Annotated in this window: 21 protein-coding genes; 9 read left to right on the top strand and 12 right to left on the bottom strand. The window is 49.3% G+C overall.

Annotation, left to right across the window (positions count from 1 at the left end; all coding sequences use genetic code 11):
* Window positions 1-7: 7 nt before the first annotated feature.
* A complete protein-coding gene (locus tag RID21_RS10105) occupies window positions 8-718 on the bottom strand; it encodes a PIG-L deacetylase family protein (RefSeq protein WP_350188545.1) in 711 nt (236 codons plus the stop codon).
* A gap of 34 nt (window positions 719-752) precedes the next feature.
* Entirely contained in the window at window positions 753-1,601 is an 849-nt protein-coding gene (locus RID21_RS10100; protein ID WP_350188543.1) for a sugar phosphate isomerase family, read from the bottom strand.
* Between the two features lie 209 nt (window positions 1,602-1,810).
* Between RID21_RS10100 and RID21_RS10095 the strand changes: the two genes are divergently transcribed.
* The 4 genes from RID21_RS10095 to RID21_RS10080 all read left to right on the top strand — a co-directional run bounded on the left by RID21_RS10095 (window position 1,811) and on the right by RID21_RS10080 (window position 5,006).
* On the top strand, window positions 1,811-2,473 hold the full coding sequence (locus RID21_RS10095) for a transaldolase family protein (protein WP_350188541.1): 663 nt from the start codon (window positions 1,811-1,813) through the stop codon (window positions 2,471-2,473).
* 62 nt (window positions 2,474-2,535) lie between these two features.
* Window positions 2,536-3,921 carry a sulfatase-like hydrolase/transferase gene (locus RID21_RS10090; protein ID WP_350188539.1) on the top strand — a complete coding sequence of 462 codons (1,386 nt, stop codon included), beginning with the start codon at window positions 2,536-2,538 and terminating at the stop codon, window positions 3,919-3,921.
* 26 nt (window positions 3,922-3,947) lie between these two features.
* The gene (locus RID21_RS10085) at window positions 3,948-4,706 is read left to right on the top strand and encodes a hypothetical protein (protein WP_350188537.1); all 759 of its coding nucleotides are present in this window, start codon (window positions 3,948-3,950) and stop codon (window positions 4,704-4,706) included.
* A 27-nt stretch (window positions 4,707-4,733) separates the two neighbouring features.
* A complete protein-coding gene (locus RID21_RS10080) occupies window positions 4,734-5,006 on the top strand; it encodes a hypothetical protein (protein WP_350188535.1) in 273 nt (90 codons plus the stop codon).
* A 20-nt stretch (window positions 5,007-5,026) separates the two neighbouring features.
* On the opposite strand, the gene RID21_RS10075 is transcribed toward RID21_RS10080, so the two are convergent.
* From RID21_RS10075 to RID21_RS10065, 3 genes are all read right to left on the bottom strand, one after another.
* Window positions 5,027-5,935, bottom strand: a complete 909-nt coding sequence (locus RID21_RS10075; RefSeq protein WP_350188532.1) for a hypothetical protein — start codon at window positions 5,933-5,935, stop codon at window positions 5,027-5,029.
* 319 nt (window positions 5,936-6,254) lie between these two features.
* The gene (locus RID21_RS10070) at window positions 6,255-7,496 is read right to left on the bottom strand and encodes a GspE/PulE family protein (RefSeq protein WP_350188530.1); all 1,242 of its coding nucleotides are present in this window, start codon (window positions 7,494-7,496) and stop codon (window positions 6,255-6,257) included.
* A gap of 75 nt (window positions 7,497-7,571) precedes the next feature.
* The gene (locus RID21_RS10065; protein WP_350188528.1) at window positions 7,572-8,222 is read right to left on the bottom strand and encodes an STAS domain-containing protein; all 651 of its coding nucleotides are present in this window, start codon (window positions 8,220-8,222) and stop codon (window positions 7,572-7,574) included.
* 741 nt (window positions 8,223-8,963) lie between these two features.
* On the opposite strand from RID21_RS10065, the gene RID21_RS10060 reads away from it, so the two are divergent.
* The 3 genes from RID21_RS10060 (at window position 8,964) to RID21_RS10050 (ending at window position 10,737) form a co-directional block, all read left to right on the top strand.
* A complete protein-coding gene (locus tag RID21_RS10060; protein WP_350188526.1) occupies window positions 8,964-9,641 on the top strand; it encodes a coiled-coil domain-containing protein in 678 nt (225 codons plus the stop codon).
* 81 nt (window positions 9,642-9,722) lie between these two features.
* Window positions 9,723-10,595: a hypothetical protein gene (locus RID21_RS10055; protein ID WP_145443167.1), complete on the top strand. Its 873-nt coding sequence runs from the start codon at window positions 9,723-9,725 to the stop codon at window positions 10,593-10,595.
* A complete protein-coding gene (locus RID21_RS10050) occupies window positions 10,576-10,737 on the top strand; it encodes a hypothetical protein (RefSeq protein WP_187781897.1) in 162 nt (53 codons plus the stop codon). Before RID21_RS10055 ends, RID21_RS10050 begins: the two co-directional genes overlap by 20 nt.
* Before the next feature lie 95 nt (window positions 10,738-10,832).
* Here RID21_RS10050 and RID21_RS10045 read toward each other — a convergent pair whose 3' ends face one another.
* From RID21_RS10045 to RID21_RS10020, 6 genes are all read right to left on the bottom strand, one after another.
* Window positions 10,833-11,213 carry a rhodanese-like domain-containing protein gene (locus RID21_RS10045; protein ID WP_350188524.1) on the bottom strand — a complete coding sequence of 127 codons (381 nt, stop codon included), beginning with the start codon at window positions 11,211-11,213 and terminating at the stop codon, window positions 10,833-10,835.
* Between the two features lie 95 nt (window positions 11,214-11,308).
* Window positions 11,309-12,118, bottom strand: coding sequence for an alpha/beta fold hydrolase (locus RID21_RS10040; RefSeq protein ID WP_350188522.1), 810 nt, complete (start codon window positions 12,116-12,118; stop codon window positions 11,309-11,311).
* A gap of 60 nt (window positions 12,119-12,178) precedes the next feature.
* Window positions 12,179-12,745, bottom strand: a complete 567-nt coding sequence (locus tag RID21_RS10035; RefSeq protein WP_350188520.1) for a TlpA family protein disulfide reductase — start codon at window positions 12,743-12,745, stop codon at window positions 12,179-12,181.
* A 32-nt stretch (window positions 12,746-12,777) separates the two neighbouring features.
* Window positions 12,778-14,292 (bottom strand): carboxypeptidase M32, encoded by a 1,515-nt coding sequence (locus RID21_RS10030; protein WP_350188518.1) that lies wholly within the window; start codon window positions 14,290-14,292, stop codon window positions 12,778-12,780.
* A gap of 133 nt (window positions 14,293-14,425) precedes the next feature.
* The gene (locus RID21_RS10025) at window positions 14,426-16,693 is read right to left on the bottom strand and encodes a prenyltransferase/squalene oxidase repeat-containing protein (RefSeq protein ID WP_350188516.1); all 2,268 of its coding nucleotides are present in this window, start codon (window positions 16,691-16,693) and stop codon (window positions 14,426-14,428) included.
* The gene (locus tag RID21_RS10020; RefSeq protein WP_145443172.1) at window positions 16,690-17,112 is read right to left on the bottom strand and encodes an ExbD/TolR family protein; all 423 of its coding nucleotides are present in this window, start codon (window positions 17,110-17,112) and stop codon (window positions 16,690-16,692) included. The genes RID21_RS10025 and RID21_RS10020 overlap by 4 nt, the downstream gene beginning before the upstream one ends.
* A 172-nt stretch (window positions 17,113-17,284) precedes the next feature.
* On the opposite strand from RID21_RS10020, the gene RID21_RS10015 reads away from it, so the two are divergent.
* Together RID21_RS10015 and RID21_RS10010 are read left to right on the top strand one after the other, a co-directional pair.
* Window positions 17,285-18,319, top strand: coding sequence for a hypothetical protein (locus tag RID21_RS10015; protein WP_350188514.1), 1,035 nt, complete (start codon window positions 17,285-17,287; stop codon window positions 18,317-18,319).
* 80 nt (window positions 18,320-18,399) lie between these two features.
* On the top strand, window positions 18,400-18,960 hold the full coding sequence (locus RID21_RS10010) for a class I SAM-dependent methyltransferase (protein WP_350188512.1): 561 nt from the start codon (window positions 18,400-18,402) through the stop codon (window positions 18,958-18,960).
* Window positions 18,961-18,978: 18 nt separating this feature from the next.
* Here RID21_RS10010 and RID21_RS10005 read toward each other — a convergent pair whose 3' ends face one another.
* Complete coding sequence (locus RID21_RS10005) at window positions 18,979-19,812, bottom strand: hypothetical protein (RefSeq protein ID WP_350188510.1); 834 nt, start codon at window positions 19,810-19,812, stop codon at window positions 18,979-18,981.
* Window positions 19,813-19,921 lie beyond the last annotated feature (109 nt).

Here is a 19,921-nt window from a genome sequence, read left to right as displayed (position 1 = left end):
CCAGAACTCACCAGGCAGCACAGCGTTTCCAGGCCGTATGACTGCGAAACGCTTCCGCAGACGCGACACCGGACTGTGCACCGCGGGCAACGCACTGCTGCAACATGAGGTTCTGCAGAGGTGAAAAGCTGGCATCTTTGCCTCGCTGCTGCTGACTTTGATGACAATTCAACATCGCGACCTTGGTTTCAACAAAAGAACTGACATCGATATAAAAATGAGGATCAAACTGCGACATATTCACAGTATCCATCCACCAGAGAACCGGTGGTTGCATTAAAGCAGGAGACTTGGTTTTGTTTCCCGCTGATGCACTGAACCAAGTTGCCGCCTCGGTAATCACAGAAGCTGCTCGATGATCTGCATGATAGTCACTCTGTGAATGAGCAAGCACCAGGGTTGGTGTAAACTGGCGGATTATTTCAGTCAGTTGACGACGTTGTTCCAGACTGTCGAACAGAGCCCCGTCCGGACTGCCTCCGAAAAACAGCTCTGCCCCAATCAACTCCGCAGCTGCCCGCATTTCATCCTGGCGCACCTCTGCCAGATTCTCAACAGGAGGATCAGGCTGACCTTTATCGCCCTGACACATGACACAGATGCCAACTGCGGCCCCCTCCTGATTGGCCCGTGCCAGAGTGCCAGCACAGAGCAGTTCTGCATCGTCAGGATGCGCCACCACGGCCAGAATTCGTTCCTGATCAAAATCAATCTTCATCTGAAAATACTCAATCTATGGATACGTGAGAAATTTATCGCAAACGGATGTCAGGTAACTCTGACACATACTCCGCTACCGTCAATGATACATCCGAGTGCGTTCTCAAGAGCGAAGCGGGGCAGGCACTGGTAACGGGCCCATGTAAAACACGACGGACGACCGAACTCTGCCAGAGACGGTTGCAGTAAAAGTGCAGTTCCCGGGCCGCCAGGATTTCCTTCATCCCGACGGTGACGGCACGCCAGGGAATAATTGAGATCTCGCCCCCTACCGTAACCGAATTGATGGTTCTCGTCTCTCGTGTCAGATTCAGATTCCGTGTGGGATAGGCAGCAAATTCTTCAGCAGAAATCTCTTCACCTGGTTCTGGAGGTTCGTTGAAAGCCATGTGGCCATTGATTCCTATTCCACCAAAACAGGCATCCACACCACCCCGCTGGTCGATAGCCCGCTGGATGGCCCCCACATCATTCGGATCCGGACAGATACGATTCTCGGGCAGCGGGGCGAGTTCGGGATCAACCAGATCATAAAACTTCCGATTCATATAACCGCGAAAGCTCAAGGGGTGTGTGATGTCGACCCACTGATCATCATCGGTCAGATATTCATCCATATTGATCAGCATCACATCCTGAATGGAATACTGCCGCTGATTCAGAATCTCAGCCAGCACGGGATACTGATCAACGGGACCAACGGGTACAATCAATGTCGGCTGACGGCCCGCTTCCCGGGCCCGCTCAATCACATTCAGCATCGCATGGGCCATATGCTCAGCTACCGCAGGCATATCCTTGACCATGGAGAATTTGACATTTGTTCCCTGGGCGATTTCATCAGGGGTAACCTGCAGGTAATCCGGAAATTGTGCGGGCATGATGGGGAGGGTTCTTTAACTCGGGGTTCACTTGGGTTATTACGAAGGTATGGTTTCTGGCAGAATCCAAAAACGCAGCATGGAATAATGGAATCTGATCACTCTATAATAACAGACATTCTTGAGAGATGCTTCCATGCGACAGCTTTCAATTTATATCAATCACGATTGCAGTTTTAGTCATTTTATCTACCCCCGAGGAATTCACAATGAAATTGTTTCTGGACAGCGCCATCACAGAAGAGATCAGACACGGACTCGAATACTGGGATCTGGATGGCCTGACAACCAACCCCAAACATATCAAAAGTTCGGGCAAACCGTTTTTAAAGGTGATCGAGGAAATCGCAGAGCTTTTTGCCGGCACTGATAAACCGGTCAGCGTCGAAGTCAATCCGCACATCACGGATTGGGATCAGATTGTCGAGGAAGGGGCTAAGCTGGCGCAGATGTCCCCCAACTTCGTAATAAAAGTGGGAGCCAGTGAAGGCGGCTTTAAAGCGATTCGTGAATTGACCAGCCAAAACATTCGAACCAACGCCACCCTGATCTTTTCCGTGGCACAGGCCTGGCATGCAGCCCGGGCCGGAGCTTCTTTTATCAGCCCCTTTATGGGTTGGAAAGAAACTTATGGTGACTCAGCAACCACCTTCATTATGGAAGTTGCTGAAATGCTGGAGCGTCACGAGTACGAATCGGAAATCATTGCAGCTGCAATCCGAAATAGTAGGCAGATTGCCGACGTCGCCATTGCCGGCGCTCATTGTGTCACTGCAGGGCTTGGCGTCTATCAGGACAGCATGCAAAATCCCTATACGGTCCATGGCGAGAAAGTCTTTCAGAATGCCTGGGATGAGACTCCCCACGAATAAAGCCTCAATCATTATCCAGTTATCAGATCAATTCCAAGTTTCTAAATAGATCAGGATTTCCCATGCGCTCAGCGAAGATAGACACAGCAAAACTCATTCGCCTGTGGCTGTTTCTGGTTTGCCTGTCGGCTACCAACTTCAGTCTACTTATTGAAAGTGTATCATCCGCCGAGCCAAAGTCACAAAAGCCGAATGTCATCCTCATCTTCACCGATGACCAGGGATCAATTGATGTAAACTGCTATGGTTCCAGGGACCTGATCACACCCCACATGGATTCCATTGCCAATCAGGGGATTCGTTTCACCCAGTTCTATGCCTCAGCCCCTGTTTGCTCTCCCTCCCGGGCCGGCATGCTGACCGGTCGATTTCCACGGCGAGCCGGCGTTCCGGGAAATGTCTCTTCACACCATGGCAAAAGTGGAATGCCGCCGGAACAGGTGACAATTGCAGAAATGATGCGGCAGGGAGGATATCAGACGGCCCATGTCGGCAAGTGGCACCTGGGATATACTCCCGAAACCATGCCCAACGGACAGGGCTTTGACCGCTCCTTCGGACACATGGGTGGCTGTATCGACAATTATTCTCACTTCTTCTACTGGAATGGTCCGAACCGACACGATCTCTGGGAAAACGGCAAAGAGGTCTGGCACGACGGTGAATTCTTTCCCGATCTGATGGTCAAACAATGTCAGAATTTCATCAAAGAGCCGCACGAGAAACCGTTCTTTCTGTACTGGGCCATCAATGTGCCCCACTACCCGTTACAGGGGAAAGACAAATGGCGTAAAAAATATGCACACCTCGAATCCCCCCGCGATAAATACGCGGCCTTCGTTTCTACTATGGACGACTGCATCGGCGAGGTGTTACAGACTCTGAAAGAAAGCGGCTTGCGTGAAAACACGATTGTTATTTTTCAATCCGATCATGGACATTCTACTGAAGAGCGTACATTCGGAGGGGGCGGAAATGCGGGCCCGTATCGAGGAGCCAAGTTTAGTCTGTTCGAAGGAGGCATCCGGGTACCCGCCATGATTTCCTGGCCGGGTACGATTGCAGAAGGAGAAGTACGTTCTCAACTGGCGACTGGCTGTGACTGGTTGCCAACCATTGCTGACCTGACCGGTGCCCCACTCCCCAGACACAAGCTGGATGGAAAAAGCCTGAAAGCTGTAATCGAATCGGCTGAAGCTCCCAGCCCGCACGACAATTTCTATTGGCAGATTGGTAAAAGCTGGGCCATCCGCGAGGGAGACTGGAAACTGCTGGGCCATCCACGAGACACCAGTAATCAAGCTCCTTTAAACCAGGAAGACCAGCTTTTCCTGGTAAATCTCTCCCAGGATATTGGCGAAAAAAAGAACATGGCCAAACAGCATCCGGAGAAGGTCGAACAACTCAAACAGATCTACGAAAACTATCTACAATCCCTGACTGACTGATTTCGATTCTGGAATGGACACTCAAGATGCAACAACCATCTGATCGACATACACCGGGTAGGCGCAAGTCACCTGCCTGGGTCATCTCTGTCGCTGTTTTTCTTGTGATCTATCTGATACTTCAGCAACAGCAGCGGGGGAAACAGCCAGAAGTCCCCGGAAGTAACAATTCTGTGTCTGTTGTGACAGATGGATCAGATCAGGATTCACAGCCGACCGAAATCAATGCAGAACTCCTGCCTCAAACTGCAAGCGATCGAGAACTTCCAAAGTCACAGACCGCTTCCACCGGAAAAGCAGCAGCTCCCGCGAGAAAGACAGTACGGACTCCAGCCAGTTCGAATCGTCCTCCTCCGGGGTCCGCCAGCGACTCGAAAGAAGCTCGTCCTGAACTTGGACAGCTACAGAAGTCCGGAAATCAAGTCTGGGAATCTACGGCAGGATTGACCTACGGTCCCGGCAGCCAGGAAAGACATCGCCTGAAGCATGTCATGCGTCACGCAACCGACCAGCCTCGTCGCCCGGGCAAACACGGTGTCTTTGCAGGTGAGGGCGAACAGGCGAAAGTCCTGGCATTGATCGATGAAGCTTACCTGAAAGCACTTCAGGGAGGCAGAACCGTACAAAAAAAGCAGGAGGGGCAACGCACTGTTTACACAGTCGACATGCAGCGTCCGGTTGGATACGTCGGTGGCCAGGTAGGAAACCGGATGGGAAAACCACCTGCCAAAAAGATCCGACTTGTACTGGAAGGCTCCAGTGTAATCACAGCATTTCCCATGTAACGACGAGTGAAACAGGATCACGTGAAAATGTATTACACCGGAATCTGCCCCGTTTGCGAACAGGGGGCTCTGGGACTCAGAATCTGTAGCAGTCAGTTGGACCTCGTGATCCTTTGTGATGAATGCGATGCACTGTGGCTCTCCAGTGACACATCCATGAGCCCTATGTTCCCGGAACAACCCGACCTTCCCTGCCCGTCGTGTAAAGGAAATCTGAGCGAGCCCCCCGCACACTGGGCCGGTCTGGGTGAGATCTACGAAAGAGGCTGGCTGGACTGCGTCAGAGGGATGGCGGACTAAATCTCGCCTGACTCACCCGATTAAAATTCGATTTCCAGAGTCTGCTTTTCTTTCAGAACTTTGGACTGAATTCTGATCGTGTCGCGGGTCGCGGGTATTTTTGAACCGGGAACTTTGACAATCAACTGAGCCACCCGTTTTTTCAGTGGCAAGTAGTCCCCTTTATCCACCGGGCGAATATCGCCTGTAGCCGTAGAAGTGAACGTCGAATTGGGCCAGCGCACATCCCAGGGGATAGCCTGCCGATGACTGTCGGTTCCCAGAACCAGTCCCATCAAATCTGAAGCACGATAGCGCGTTGACTTATAACTGGTTGGCAACTTAACCTGGATGATGATCAGATAATCTTCATTCAGATCAGGATCTTTGGGTACGGTCCAGGCAGTAAAGCTGCCTGCCGTGACGGCATTACCCATCGGTTTGAATTTGAATTCACCTCCACCGCTGCCTGAGCCGTCGCCATCAGTATCACCGTCCCCTTTCCCCAGATGCAGGGACACATCCGCATCCATTTCTTTCAAGGCTTCTTCCGCCTCACCGGTCAGCGTTTTGATGGGCTGCATTACATCAAACTCAGTCGTTTTGCCTCCAGCCTCTTCCTCGACACGGGTATCCAGAGGACCGTTGAACGCAAATTGATCTTCATCGTCCAGGGTGACAACCGTAGAGAGATGATCGTTACCCTGCATCCCGCCCACAATCACAATGGCCATCACTGTTAAGATTGTGGAGTGTAACAGGAGAGAAAACAGGTAACCGGTTGCCATGAAGCTGGCCAGCCAGACGAAAATCTTTTCCTTTACGGAGAGAATCGGTTCATCCTCTTCCGAAGCCTGACTCTCTGCGGCGGATAGTCCACGCTCTCTGAGCTGATTGACTCGAGCTGCATCCTTGACTGGTGATTTCGAAGACCGGATCTGGTTCGACATGTACGACGTCGCCGAATGGGGAAAACCAGTCTGACTCCCACGGGGTCGTAGATTGTCAGACGGCTGAGTATTTCTAATATTCATGGGCTCTGTCTTGCATGATTTAACGATATTATATGCAGACGGCCCGTCTCAGCTAACTTTTCACTGAGACTCTCTACGTCAAATTATATAGTAGAACTACTAGATTTGAATGACTTTTTCTGTAGAACTCCACCTTTAAATACAGTCGTTACACCGCCAAGCCCGGAAACAGACAGTGTACATGTACAGAGTGAGCTCACCGGCCTGGTGTCTGGTCGAGCCTGAAATCGACGGTTTAAACGAGAACCCTGTGTAATTCCTGGACGGTGGTAATCCCTTCCAGAACCTTGGCTTTTCCAGATTCTTCCATCGTCGTCATGCCTTTTTCTGAAGCAAGTTTCAATAATTCGGTTTGAGTCGCTCCCCTCAGGATCGCTTCCCGCAGTTCTCCACGTACTCCCAGAGTTTCAAAAATCCCCGTCCGGCCCAGGTAGCCCGTCTGGAAGCAATGATCGCAGCCCGCTCCCATTGCAATTTTGGAATCGGCTACTTGATCGGAATTTACTCCCAGATATTCACAGGCGCCCGAATCTGGCTGGTAGGGAGCGCGACATTTCTCACAGATGCAGCGAACAAGTCTTTGAGAAATAATTCCCTGCAAACTGTCAGTGATGAACATGGAGGGAATCCCGAATTCTCGGAAAACATCGATTGCCGCCACGGCATCGTTGGAATGCAAAGTCGAAAGGACACGAATCCCCGTCAGCCCTGCCCGCACAGCAATATGCGCAGTCTCGGAATCTCGAATTTCTCCCACCATGATCACATTCGGATCCTGACGCAATACCCCGCGGAGCGCCTCCGCAAAACTGAACCCGATTTTGGGATCAATCTGAATCTGGTTCACCCCTTCAATTCGACGCTCTACCGGATCCTCAATCGTCGCCAGACTCATTTCCGGTTGGTTTAGATAATCCAGACAACTGTAAATTGAGGTGCTTTTTCCTGAACCGACCGGTCCAACACTCAGAATCATCCCATAAGGTGCCGTACAATATTTGGTGATTTCTGAAGTCTGATCTTCATTGAGACCGAGTTCGTTAAAATGTGTAAAACGTTTGTGATCCGGCATGAGCCGTAGCACCAGCCGCTCCCCATGGATGGTGGGCCCTGAACCGACACGAATGTCACGACGATTCTGCAGTGTCTGGTTATTAATGTGACCATCCTGGGCCAGACGCCGTTCTGTAATATCCATATTCGCAGCCAGCTTGAGACGAGAAATCACGGATGCTGCCGCTTCCTTGGGAAGCTGGATGATATCGTGCAGCATCCCGTCGACCCTTAATCGAAGCCTTAATCCGTCTTCAAGGGGATCCAAATGAATGTCAGTCGCCTGAAGCTGAAAAGCACGCTCCATCAGTAAGTCAACCAGCGGTCCGGGCCCTACAACGTCAATCAGTTCCCGCAGCTCAGCCTGGAGTGCCTGTTGCCGCCCTTCATTTTTGTTCTCGGTATTCGCAGGAGTGTCTGACATGACTCGACTCTTTCTGTCCTAACAATAAGCTTCGGTGAGAGAAATGTGACTGGGAATGGCTGATAATCCAGCTCGTTAAATCAGTTTAATGAGGCCAAGTCCTCCCAGAACCAGACTGCTGATCAAAACAACCACTCCGAGAATCCGCAAATTCTTTCGACGATCTTTGAGTGCGGTTGCCCCCAGGAGTAACCCAGCCAGAGAAAAGGAGATCGTTGCCCCTAACGCGATTTTCGGATCCAGGGTTAGGGTGTCACTGATGTATAGTGCAAAACAGGCCACAGCGGAAAGCACCGCAACAATGCCCAGCAGAATCGGCATTGAAAACGTACGTCGACGCTCGATTCGCTCTTGTTTCACAGCCTGGCTCAGATGCGCGACAGCCTCCTCTTCGGAAGAGGTGATGAACCAGACCTTCTTGAGACCAGAGATTTTTAAAACCTCTTCCACCATCTCACTGGTATTCAGAATGGCCGTTTTGCCCCCCTGCTCATCCACCAGTTTCCAGACCTGGATCACAATCGCCACCAGAGAACTATTAATAAAATCCAACCTGGTCAGATCAATGATGACGCTGGGGGACTGCTGATTTTTGACTTCCATCAGCAATGTGTCGCCGAGACTTTCCAGCTCATCCCAGGCAGACTCGTTCAATTCCGGTAACAATTGCACCTTGAGATGGTCATTGACGGCAGTGATATGATAGGGAACTTCTTCGGTAGCCATGAACCAATCTCCATTGTTTACGATACGTCTGGTATCGGAGGGCCCAGTATCAGCTCAATGCTTCCACATTGATTGCTTAGTTTGAAGTAATGGTCGTCTTACTTTCAAAATACCATTGTGCCCTGATTTTACCTATTGCAATTTGGACCAAACCACGTGATTTACTAAGTATTTTCAGAGAAACGACTTTGCTTCACGACAAGTTAACAGATTTGGATAATCATCTTTATACGACCAGCACACTTCAGTGCACTTGCGATCACATGGCATGCAGAATCTGGAGCGCTGGAAGTAAACCATGGTCTGCTATTCGGAATCTCTAAGGTCATAAGTACTTAGTATATGCTGACAGGTTGCTGTTATGTCAAGTTTTCCGAAGGTAGCGATTATGTCTGCCAACCAAGTTAGAAAGGTCAAACAGTTAAATGCCAGATGGTTAGCTGAATTTCAGTTTGACTCTGGTTTTTGAGCGTATTTATAATAGGGAAACAACCGATTTGACAAAATAGGTTGTTTTTGCGCATAAGCTCTCGTTAGTATCAAAAGCTTCAACTCAGCAGGATCTGACAGGCTCCAAAGACACATCTGTAAGGGCCACTCCGCAGAATTTTCCAACTTATTTTCTTCCAGGAATAAAGTGGATAGATTCGGCCGAAAAGTTAGCACATAATAATATTAAGTAAGAGAGCGATCTCTACCCGAACAGATTGAAGTCTTTCAAAACAGACTCAGGAAAACCCCATGACTCGTTTCAGTAAAATCCTGTTGGTCCTGGTATTGGTATCCAGTATCGCCTTTATGGGATTTGCCGCGGCCTCCGCTGTTGGTGGCCCTAACTGGCTTCAGGAAAAAGATAAGCTGACAAACTACCTGTTTGAATATCAGCCCGGTGAAAATCCGACCTGGACTGTCAAAACCAGAAGAGGTGGTGAGCAGATTTCCTCCTCCCCCGTGCTGGCCAAAGTGATCGTCGCTGCCCAGAAACACCAGATTCAGCAACAAAACGAACAACTCTCAGAGATCACGAAACCGATTGCTCCCATGGAGAAGGCTATCAAGAACTGGGAACAAATCAATCAGGTTGATCGTCAGGCCATGGATACTAAAGCAGCAGAACTGCAGCAACAGATCGCGGCACTGGACACGCAGATCACCCAGTTGGCCAATGAAGGTATCAAGATCAGCCAGCAGACCCTCGAAATTAATCAGGAAGCTGCCGAGCGACGTGCAGATGTCTTCCGGCTTCAGGATCAAATCGATGAAATCCGCAACGAAAAATACCTGACCCAGGAACAGCAGAATACACTGCGTGATTACATCGCGAGAATCGAAGGAAAAGTACATCGGCTCCAGAGACAGAAAACGCTGCTGGAAAAAGCAGTCAAGGGATCTGACACCCAAGAGTTCACTAAAAAATAATCCCTCTGATTTCAGTCTCGGACTGGCTTCAGAATTCACCAGATACAAACTTCAATTTTCATCAATATCAGGAGCGATTAGATGTCGTTTGTCGGCAAGGTACTGGTCGTCGTTCAAGTTGTCCTCAGCGTCTGCTTTATGGGTTTCGCCGGAGCAGTCTTTACAGCACAGACGAACTGGCGTAATGAAAGCCTGAAGCTCAAGGACAATGTAGCCAGCATGCAGAAAAGCATGAACGAGCTTGAGTCCGAGTACAGCAATTACAAAACGGAAATGACTCAGAAAATGAATGATGCACTGAGTCAGGCGCAAACAGCTAAAGCCGCCAATGATGCCCTGAAAGCACAGAATAAATCCTATCAGAATCAGTTAGAGACTGTTCGTGCTGAAAGAGACACTTCGGTAGCCCAGGCTGAAACTACGGGTGAAGAAGCGAACTTTCGTCGTCAGGAATCAGATCGCCAGCGCGTAGTTAACAAAACCCTGCATGACACAATCAATGACCTGCGGGCTAACATCAAGAGCCTGGAAGATACGATTTTCACCAAGAGTATTCAGGAAAAAACTCTGACTGCCAAACATAACAAGGTTCTCCAAGAACTGAATTATCTGAATAAAATCGTATCCAATCTAGGCATTGATCCGAATGACCCTGCGATTGCAGGCATGCAGACGCCACCGCCGGCAGTTGAAGGTGTTATTATCAATACCAAGAAAGACAAACGGAACGGAACCAGATTTGTAGAAGTTTCGCTAGGCAGTGATGACGGACTCAGCAAAGGCCATCAACTATATGTCTATCGATTTGGTAACAAGGAAAACGGTAATCGTCCCAAGTACCTGGGTAAAATTGAATTAGTATATGTTGATCCTGATACAGCAGTCGGGACTGTAATAGACGCCGCCAAGAACGGTGTGATTGAGAAAGGTGATCATGTCAACTCGAAGCTCTAAGTCTAAAGGAAAAGCAGCCACTGCAGAATCAGGTGGCCCGAACATTTATGTTGGCTTACTGTTTGTCTCCCTTGCCGCTCTGGTGACAGGAATTATTTTCCTGCTCATGCAACTCTCCGCTTATAACTGGGAGTTGGGTTAACGGCAGCAGCCAGTTCTAAACCAGTAAAGACTCAGAGCCCGCTACCTCTTCCGGTAACGGGCTCTGTTTTTTTACGATGCTGGTTTCTACTTTCTTTATGAACCTGCCTCGATCTCATAACCGGCATTCTTCCATCCGCTGAACCCACCGTCCATAGAGATCACTTGAGTGTATCCCATCTTTTGCAGGTTATCTGCAGCCAAAGCAGAGCGGAAGCCGCCACCACAGTACAAAATCAATGTTGCAGAGGTATCTGGGAATGCCCGCTCGATATCGCGTTCGATGACCCCCTTCCCGAGATGAATTGCGCCAGGAATCCTTGCTGCCTGAAATTCATGATCTTCACGTACATCAATGAGGTGAAACTCATCCCCCTCTTGCTTACGTGCCTGCACATCCTGCACGGTGCACTCGGTCACTCTTGATTTCGCATCATTCACGATATCCAGAAAACGTTGAGAATGATTTTTACCCATTGTGGGTCCCTTTATATTCTGACTAAAACAAATCTGACCATCCCGGCTCTCAGCCATGAAGACTTCTAGATAATCGCATTTCTCAACATTGAAGTCTACCTGCCAACAGCTAAGAATTCTTCCATCGCCTGATTGACCTCTTCTGCCGCTTCCAGAGGGGCCATATGCCCCACTCGTGGAATTTCACGACAGCTGGCCTCTGGGAGCCTTACAGCCATTTCCTGCATGATATCCGGAGGTGTCAGGACATCGTCACTGCCGACAATGAGTAATGCGGGAATCTGGATCTGATCAAGTACACCCAGAAAATCATCACGCTCCGCCATGCCTCGCTGGCTGGCAGCAATCCCTTCAGGATCTGCTGCTTCGATTTCTGTAATCAGAACCTGAGCAATCTCCGGGTACAATTCTCGTGATGTCTTACTCAACAGATTAGGGATCATTGCTGAAGCAACAGCTTCGGGGCCATGGCGTAACACCAGATCGACCATTTTTAACCGATTGCTGACCCCCTCTTCGGTATCTGCATCGGAACGTGTATCGCAGAGAATCAATGTTTTCAGTTTTTCCGGAAAGTGCCTCCAGAATTCCCAGGCAATATACCCTCCCATGGAAAGGCCACAGAAATTCACAGGCTCATCGACTTCCAGTTGCGCAAGTAGTTCCTTCAGATCCTCAGCGTGTTGTTTCATACTCACCGTTCCGACCGTGACATCTGACCCGCCGAAGCCTCTCAGATCAGGAGCGATGACAGTATACTGCTGCTGGAAATGTGCAATCTGAGCCTGCCACATTCGATGACTTAACGGGAATCCATGCACCAGCAGTAGAGGCGGCCCTTCCCCGGCGATAGTAACCTGCATGCGAATCCCATTTACGTTTTGCTCTAGCTTCTGCTGACTCATTGTGTTGTCCTTCCTGGAAGTGATTCAGCGATCAGCCCGCGTGACTGAAAGGCATCTTCATCACTGTTGCGCCAGTTTTAAAGCGCGTGCGATTCCCTCTTCCAGAGATTCAGTTCTCTCCGAGTCAACATTCCAGACCACTTTTCCGTCCGTACCAATCACCCAGACCTGTGGGATAAATTCTGCCTTGAAGGCAAGCAGAGAATCGATTGCCCCGTAGCCATTGGGCCAGGTGATTCCCGTTTCGTCAAGCCACTCCTCAATCACAGGAAGCAGATCTTCACCATCGGTGGTTAAACCGACAAACGCCACATTTTGATCTTTGAATTTCTCATGCACCTCCACCAGATGCGGTGCTGCCATTCGACAGGGACCACACCAGGTCGCCCATGCATCAACGACAATCACTTTCCCTTTGAGGTAGTCGTTTTGATGGGGGTCACCATTCACCCAGCCTGCTGCTTGAATGGGAGGGGCCTCAGTCCCCACCTTCAGTTGGGCCATTCCCCCTTCGGGTAAGGTTGACTCCGGCAAACGGAACGCGAACCAGGAAGAAAAAATGACAGCTCCGGTGACAACCAGAGCCAGGGCAATCAGGAAATCTTTTTTAGCACTGGAATTGGACATATACCTGCTCTCTGCCGTTTTACTTTGATATTTTAGAGGTTGTAGAGCTCGCCATATTTACGATTCAACTGATCGACAAGCGGAACATGTGAAAGGGTTTCTCCCGTAACCACTTCCAGTAACCGATTCGCTCGATAGCGTTTCCCGTGCTGATGAATGTTTTGATTCAACCATTCCTTGAGCGGGCTGAATTCTCCCCGCGCAATGAGATCGTCCAGGCCTCCCAGTTCACTGTCTGCAGCATTGAAAAAGTGAGCTGCATACATGTTTCCGAGGGCGTATGTCGGGAAGTAACCAATCAGACCAGCACTCCAGTGCACATCCTGCAGGAAGCCATTCGCAGGCGTGTCCGGTGTAATACCAAAGTAACTCGTAAATTTCTCATTCCAGGCAGCCTCGACATCGGCAGGTTGCAGGTCTCCGGATATCAGCGCCTGCTCAAGTTCGAAGCGCAGCATGATGTGCAGATTATAGGTCACCTCATCTGCCTCAACTCGAATATACGAAGGGCGTACATCATTGATCGCCCGATAAAAGTCATCCTGGGCAACATCAGCTAAGGCTTCCGGGAACTGCTGCTGTGCAGACTGATAGAAACAGTTCCAGAACGGACGGCTTCTCCCCACCAGGTTCTCCCACATCCGCGATTGAGATTCATGGATACCCAATGAGGTTGAACTGCCGGCGGGAGTACCAAAGTATTCCTTGAGTAACCCCTGCTCGTAGATACCGTGACCTGCTTCGTGCAGCGTTCCAAAAAAAGCTCCTGGAAAATGGTGTTCATCATAGCGGGTCGTCAGGCGACAATCCCCCGGGCCAATCCCACTACAGAAAGGATGCGCTGCAATATCGAGTCTGCCGGCGGTAAAATCAAATCCGATCTTTTCAGCAGCGGAGAGACTGAACTCTCGCTGCTTATCAACAGGATATTTTCTGGTCAGGAGGGAGACATCGGGAACAATTCCGGATTCTTTGATTGCAGAAACAAGTTTGACCAGTTCATTACGCAACGGAGTAAAGGCCTGCTCGATCATTTCTGAAGTCGCACCGGGTTCGTACTCGTCCAGCAGAGCATCGTAAGCTGTCTGCCCCGCCGAGCCGAGAGCGGCAGCCTGTTCGCGTTTGAGGCCAATCATCTTTTCGAGCCAGGGCAGGAAATCATTGAACTGATTTTCCTTACGGGCTTTTACCCACGCATGATGTGAAAGGGTCGCTACCCGGGACAACTCCTCTACAAGTTGACGTGGGAGTTTCGTCATCCGGTCATATTCATGTCGAGCCTCACGAATGTTGGCCTGCTCTACTGAATCTTCTTCCCACTCCGAAGCACTTTCCAGTTCGTTCAGCATGTCTCCGGTTTCTGAACTGGTGGCTTCCTGATGAACCATTCCCGCCATCATGGAAAGCTGATCTGATCGATGACTCGCACCATCCGCCGGTAGATAAGTTTGTTCATCCCATTCCAGAATTGCAGAACAGGAACTCAACAAGGCCGCTTGTTTGAGGCGTGCGATTAATCGATCGTATGCTTTCTGGGAAGCATTCATGGAGATGTTCTTTCTAGTAGATTTTTTCCGATAAGCGTACAACAAAGCACACGCTGAGAGATCAAGGATCCTAACCACATTGTATGTGAGATGCAGGTGTAGAAATCAACCACTGCCATCTGGAAATTCAACTTCATTCCTGAGATGGTTCATCATCGTAGCGGCCTCCCATCTGATACAGAGGCAAAAAACGATAGTACACTTCCAGACAGAGTGTGCTGATGGTCGTGGAATAAAGTCGACCACCATATGGTCCCCAGGGGGGGCGTGGATCCCAGCTACCTGCATTTTCTCCGCGTGTGACCTGCTCCGAAATTAATAGATCTCGTAAGTCTTCATTCCAGTCCCGCCAGGGTGCTCCTCCATATTGATACATCGCCAGGGTGCCATAGTACCAATAGTACAGATTGTATTCTGAGAGGCGTGGAGGGCGATCTGAAATAAACTGAATTGCTTCTCGACAGGCTGGGTTATCCCGCCTGATTCCCAGCATCTGTTTGCAAAATAAAGATTCTGCAGTCATCGCGGATGTCGGCGGGGTAGCAGGCTCCATTAATCGATAGGTTGCCAAGCCATTATTCTTGCCGAGACTGCGTTCCTTTAAAAATTTCACCATCAGCTGTTTGGTATCGGAGGGGATAGGAATACCGGCAATTTCAGCACTCTTGAGCGCCATCAGTTGCCAGCCAAACATGCTCATGTCACTTTTCTGCCCTTTGACATAGCGCCATCCTCCATCATAGGGGTTCTGATTTTCTACGATATAGGCAACGGCCCGCCCCACGGCTTCACGCAGTTGAGGGTTAGACCGCGGATCCGACTGTAATCCATATGCTTCGGCCAAGGCATATGTCGCCATCGCATGTGAATACATGCGTGCGTAATGAGTCGCTTCTCCTCCCAGAAAACCATTCGACCGCTGATTCTCGACCATCCAGCCAATCGCCCGTTTGAGGTTATCTGAATAATCTCCCTCTTCTTGAGTGTATCCCGCTCCCAGAAAGGCCAGAATCGCGAGAGCCGTCAGTCCGGAATCGGCCTGTATCCCCGCATTACGACGGTCAATTCCCTGTTCGTCAATGCGCACTTTACCTGCGCCAAATCGATCTGCATCCCAGAATCCGGCTGGTTCCTGATGTGTCGCCAGCCATTTCAAACTCGCTTCCACCGCGCGCTCTGATTCTTCCGTTCCACCAAAGCGTTGAGCGATTTCCTTGCGTTTCGAAAGATTTCTCAATCGATAAGTCGCAGGAATATTTGCTTTAGTACGATTTGAAACCGCATCAAAACTGGGACGCATTGCATCTGGTTGCAAACCCGGTCTGTTGATTGCCAGCGGCAACGAACTGCGTTCAGCCATCAATCGCTGTGTGTCAGGGTTTTCCTTACCCGCTGTTGCCTGAGGTGAAGAGCGTTTGACAGTCCCCTGCGATACCGACCGGGTAGATCGGGTTCTTCGACGAGAAAACCTTGGCTCGGTCGGTGCAGAATTCGCCTGTGTCTGACTTGCTGCGTCAGTTTCTACTCCCGTTGGTTCAATCTTCAGATTGGACGGAGCAGGTCCGGTCCTGCGGGAAACCATGGAATCTTTGGCATTCCGTTCCAGTTTCGATTGCGGATCAACTTGCGCATTCAAGGCCAGCGTCTGTTTTTCGCTGCTGAACGACGGCTGAATTCGATCTACGGCCCCGGGCGCTGATTGACGTTTCACATCCTGATTCGACTGACCAATTCGGATCATTCTACTCCGTTCACGAGAGGTCGAAGGTACCGAGACCTCTGCCCGGGATTCCGCCGTTGTGTCAGTGATCTCCAAGGGTGCGACAGCCTGAATTTTCTTTTGGCTGACGCTCTCTCGCTCTACCCGGGCGGGAGTGATCGGTAAATCGGCCTCCGATATCAGATCAGGCATCGGCATTTCCGAGATTTCCTGGGGAAGTTCTTTCTCAGGAGGTGCCATCAAAGGATCAAATTCGGGGCGTGTGAGTTCGATACGGGATAATTCCTGTTTCTCGGGCTTCTGTAATTGATCCCAGACAGGAGTATTCCCGGGCTCCTTGTTTTTGATGGTCTCAGTACTTTCAGCCTGAAGCGTGAATTTCTGCTGATCTTTTTCTTTTCGCTCACGTTCCTCAGCCAACTCTGCTTTACTCAGGGACTGGGGGGGCTGTTCAGGCCAGAGCGTGACGACCCCGAGGGACAATGACAGATGCACGATTATTGAAAACAACAGTGCCTTGGATGATGCATTACTGTCTCCCCAGCGCGTCACCAGCATCGAGAGCAGATGGATGGATGCAAATAATGCGGCCAGGATGAGGATACCCCACAGAATCTGCTCAAACGTGATGGCACGTCCTGACAGAATTCTTTCGATGAGGTTATGCAGTCGATCGTTCATTTTGAGGATTCGTCACTCAATCGATTCGCTAAGGAGACAGACCGAATGTTAACTCGATGACAGACATCCAGAACATTCATCACATTCTGGTAAGGCCCTGTTGAATCCCCTCTGATGACTACAGACTGTCCCGGAAAATTCTTGACAGCCTCTTTCAAGGCTGTCTCCAGCTCTGTCAACGTCTTCTTTTCTCCCTGAAGTGTGACTTCACCATTCTGACTTACATTGACTATGATATCATCAGGAAGGTTGGTCAGTGGCTTCGCATCAGTCACTGTAGGGAGTTGAATGTCATACTGACGCTCCATTTCAGTAAACTGTGTACCGACCATGAAGAAGATGATCAGCAAAAATACAATGTCAATCATGGGGGTTAAATCGAGCTTAGGCTCTTCAACAGTCCCCGTTTTTAGCGGCATCTTCAGATTCCTGTTCGAAGCTGTATGATCCCTGAAAACAGGGATTCTCGTCCCGGAATTCAAATGGATATGGTCTTTAATACTTTATGCGAAGAGTTATATTTGTTTCAACAGGTTAATTTTCAGAGAGCTTCTGATTCTTCAATACATACTACCACCTGAGTCATCTGTTTTGACTGACTCTAATGCCCCTATTTCTGTTTCCGTGTTATTTTTTACAGGAACTGCTCGAGATGAAAGCGACGTTTTCCAGAAATCACTTACAGGTAACATGTTAAGTAAAATATTAACCAGTCTGGACAAGTTCTCACACCCCGATGAGCTTACATACGAGGGGCAAAACACATTATCTCTGACTGGTTCTATCCGCCATCTCCTCAAGAAGGCGTTATTATCGATAAATTCTCTCAGTCTGGATGCACCACTGGTTGCCGTTACCTGGCTCTGGTGCTTCTCCCGCATATACAATTGCTACGTCATTCCAGCTCAATACTACATATTATTCAGTGTCACCTGGCTGGCCTATTCCGGAGATCGACTGCTGGACACACTGAGAACCCCTGGGAGCATTAGAAATACTCCGCGCCACCGGTTTACCTCTCGGTATTTCATACCTTTACTTGGACTCTGGTTACTTATAGCCACGTTTTCGGTTTGTTTCCTGCTGGTGACACTTAACTCTACAGAATTGAAGCGGGGCTTATGCCTGTTATCATTGCTGGCATTGTATTTCGTGAGTTGCTTTTGTTTCCCTCATCTGGCAAGAAGTTTTCTGCCGAGAGAACTTCTGGTTGGAATGTTTTTTTCCATAGCAATCCATTTCTTTATCGTTGTCCAACAACCAACCTGGACTCCTTACCATTTCTGGACCGGCTTCAGTTTCTTTGCTATCTGTACTTTGAACTGCCTTGCAATCTCCCGCTGGGAGTTTACTTCCGATTTAGACGCCCGGGAAGTAACTTTTTTTACCAGCAAGCCTGAACGACTACACCAGTTTCATAATTTACTAATTGTCTTTCTCATTCTTCAGTCAGTCATTTCTGTATTAATGATTTGGAAGCAACAGATACCAGCGTTCGAACTATCCCTGCTCTTAAGCACGTTACTCTTGATCGGACTGGATCGCGGAACTGTCAGTTTACGCTTAAAACCAGTTTTAGCAGATCTGGCACTACTAACTCCCTGGTTAATTCTGAGTATTGCATAATGAACTTTAATCGGATCGCTCCCTACTTTGAGCGATTGGAGAAGATTGTATTTCGGAATCAGATGCAACTTTGCCGTACTATGTATTTAACAGAGTTATCCCACCTTGAAAAAGTAGCATTGATCGGTGAGGGCGATGGCCGGTTTCTCCTGGATTTCCTGAAGCAGACAAACTGCCCGCAAGTGCATTACATCGATTCCAGTCAAGTCATGCTGGATTTAGCTCAAGCCCGCATAAACAAACAGTTTCCCGAGGCACGACCACGCGTACGCTTTTATAAATGTGATCTCTCCAAAGAAAACATGCCCGAAGATCATTATAATCTGGTCGTAACGAACTTCTTTCTCGATGTCTTTAACGAACCGACACTCAGCCAGGGCATTACCAGAATCGCTGATTCCTGCTGCAATGATGCGATCTGGTTATATGCAGACTTTCAGGTAGCAGGTAGCAGACTCAAACAACTACGTGCAACTCTCTGGCTGAAAACCATGTATCTTTTCTTTAAAGTGGTCTCAAACATTCAGGCCCCTGCCCTGATTGATCCCGCACCGCTCTTGGAATCGCATGGTTTTCGAGTCATTCACCAGACGGAATTTGCACATGGCTTAATGCGGGCCGAATTCAGACGTCGTGCCTGACTCCAGCCAAATGCCAAGTCAATCCGAGACCGTTTTCAGAAATGAAAAATCGATTGTACTCGCAAGTAAAAAAAGAATCTGGAACAATGAAGCCAGTCCTTCCAGATGCACGTCGGTCACAGTTGCATCATGATCTTCCAGTTTTCGCATCACCCAATAAATCACCAGCCCGGATACGACCAGGGCTGGCGCCAGATCGCGCAACGCAAACCAACTCCCAGCCATAATCACGACAATCAGAAAACAGCTACCATAAGCCAGCTGTTTCAAAGAAAGCGGATATCTGGGGTTCACCCACCGAGCGGTATCATCCTGAGCCTGCACGACACTGATGGAAAACGGAATAATCCAGGTCCCCAGTGAAATTGAGATCAGAATCAGAATCGAAGGTGGAAGCAACGACTCGGATTTGGCATAGAGCTGATAAAACAAGCTGACACGGAGCAGCATGAACACAATCGTCAATACGAAAAGATTACCAGCTGAACCAGAAGTCCCACGCTGACTCAAAAGTTCTCGACACTGGGGAATTGATTCTGGCACAAAGGTTCGTAAAAACAATAACTCGAGTGAAGCAACCAGTAGTACGGCAACTTCCAGTGGCCAGAGAAACTGTAACAGAGCAAGCAATACAATGACTATCAACCCCAGCGTAAATCCTGCCAGGGGGAGCAATGCCGTACTCCGTGTTTCAATTCGATCTTTCCGATCACGATGCAGAGCCAGAACTCGAATCCGAAAGAACCGCTGCATTGCTTCAAAGAACGCAACGATCGAGTCTACCCAGTCAGTTTCATCCTGACTTCCGGGCGAACCGCTGGGATGTTCCTCTGGTGTGGGAGGCGAATTCATCGATCGAGCCCTCTCATCTGGATTCCTGCTTATATGCCATTCTGCAACTTTCAATGCGCAAGAACAGAGCCCCCATGGAATGAGGGCCCTGCTTTGAAATTCATAACTC

It is taken from the genome of Gimesia sp., assembly GCF_040219335.1.
Taxonomy (GTDB): Bacteria; Planctomycetota; Planctomycetia; order Planctomycetales; family Planctomycetaceae; genus Gimesia.
Note: the sequence above shows the minus strand (reverse complement) of the source record. Positions and strands in the feature narration are given on the sequence as shown.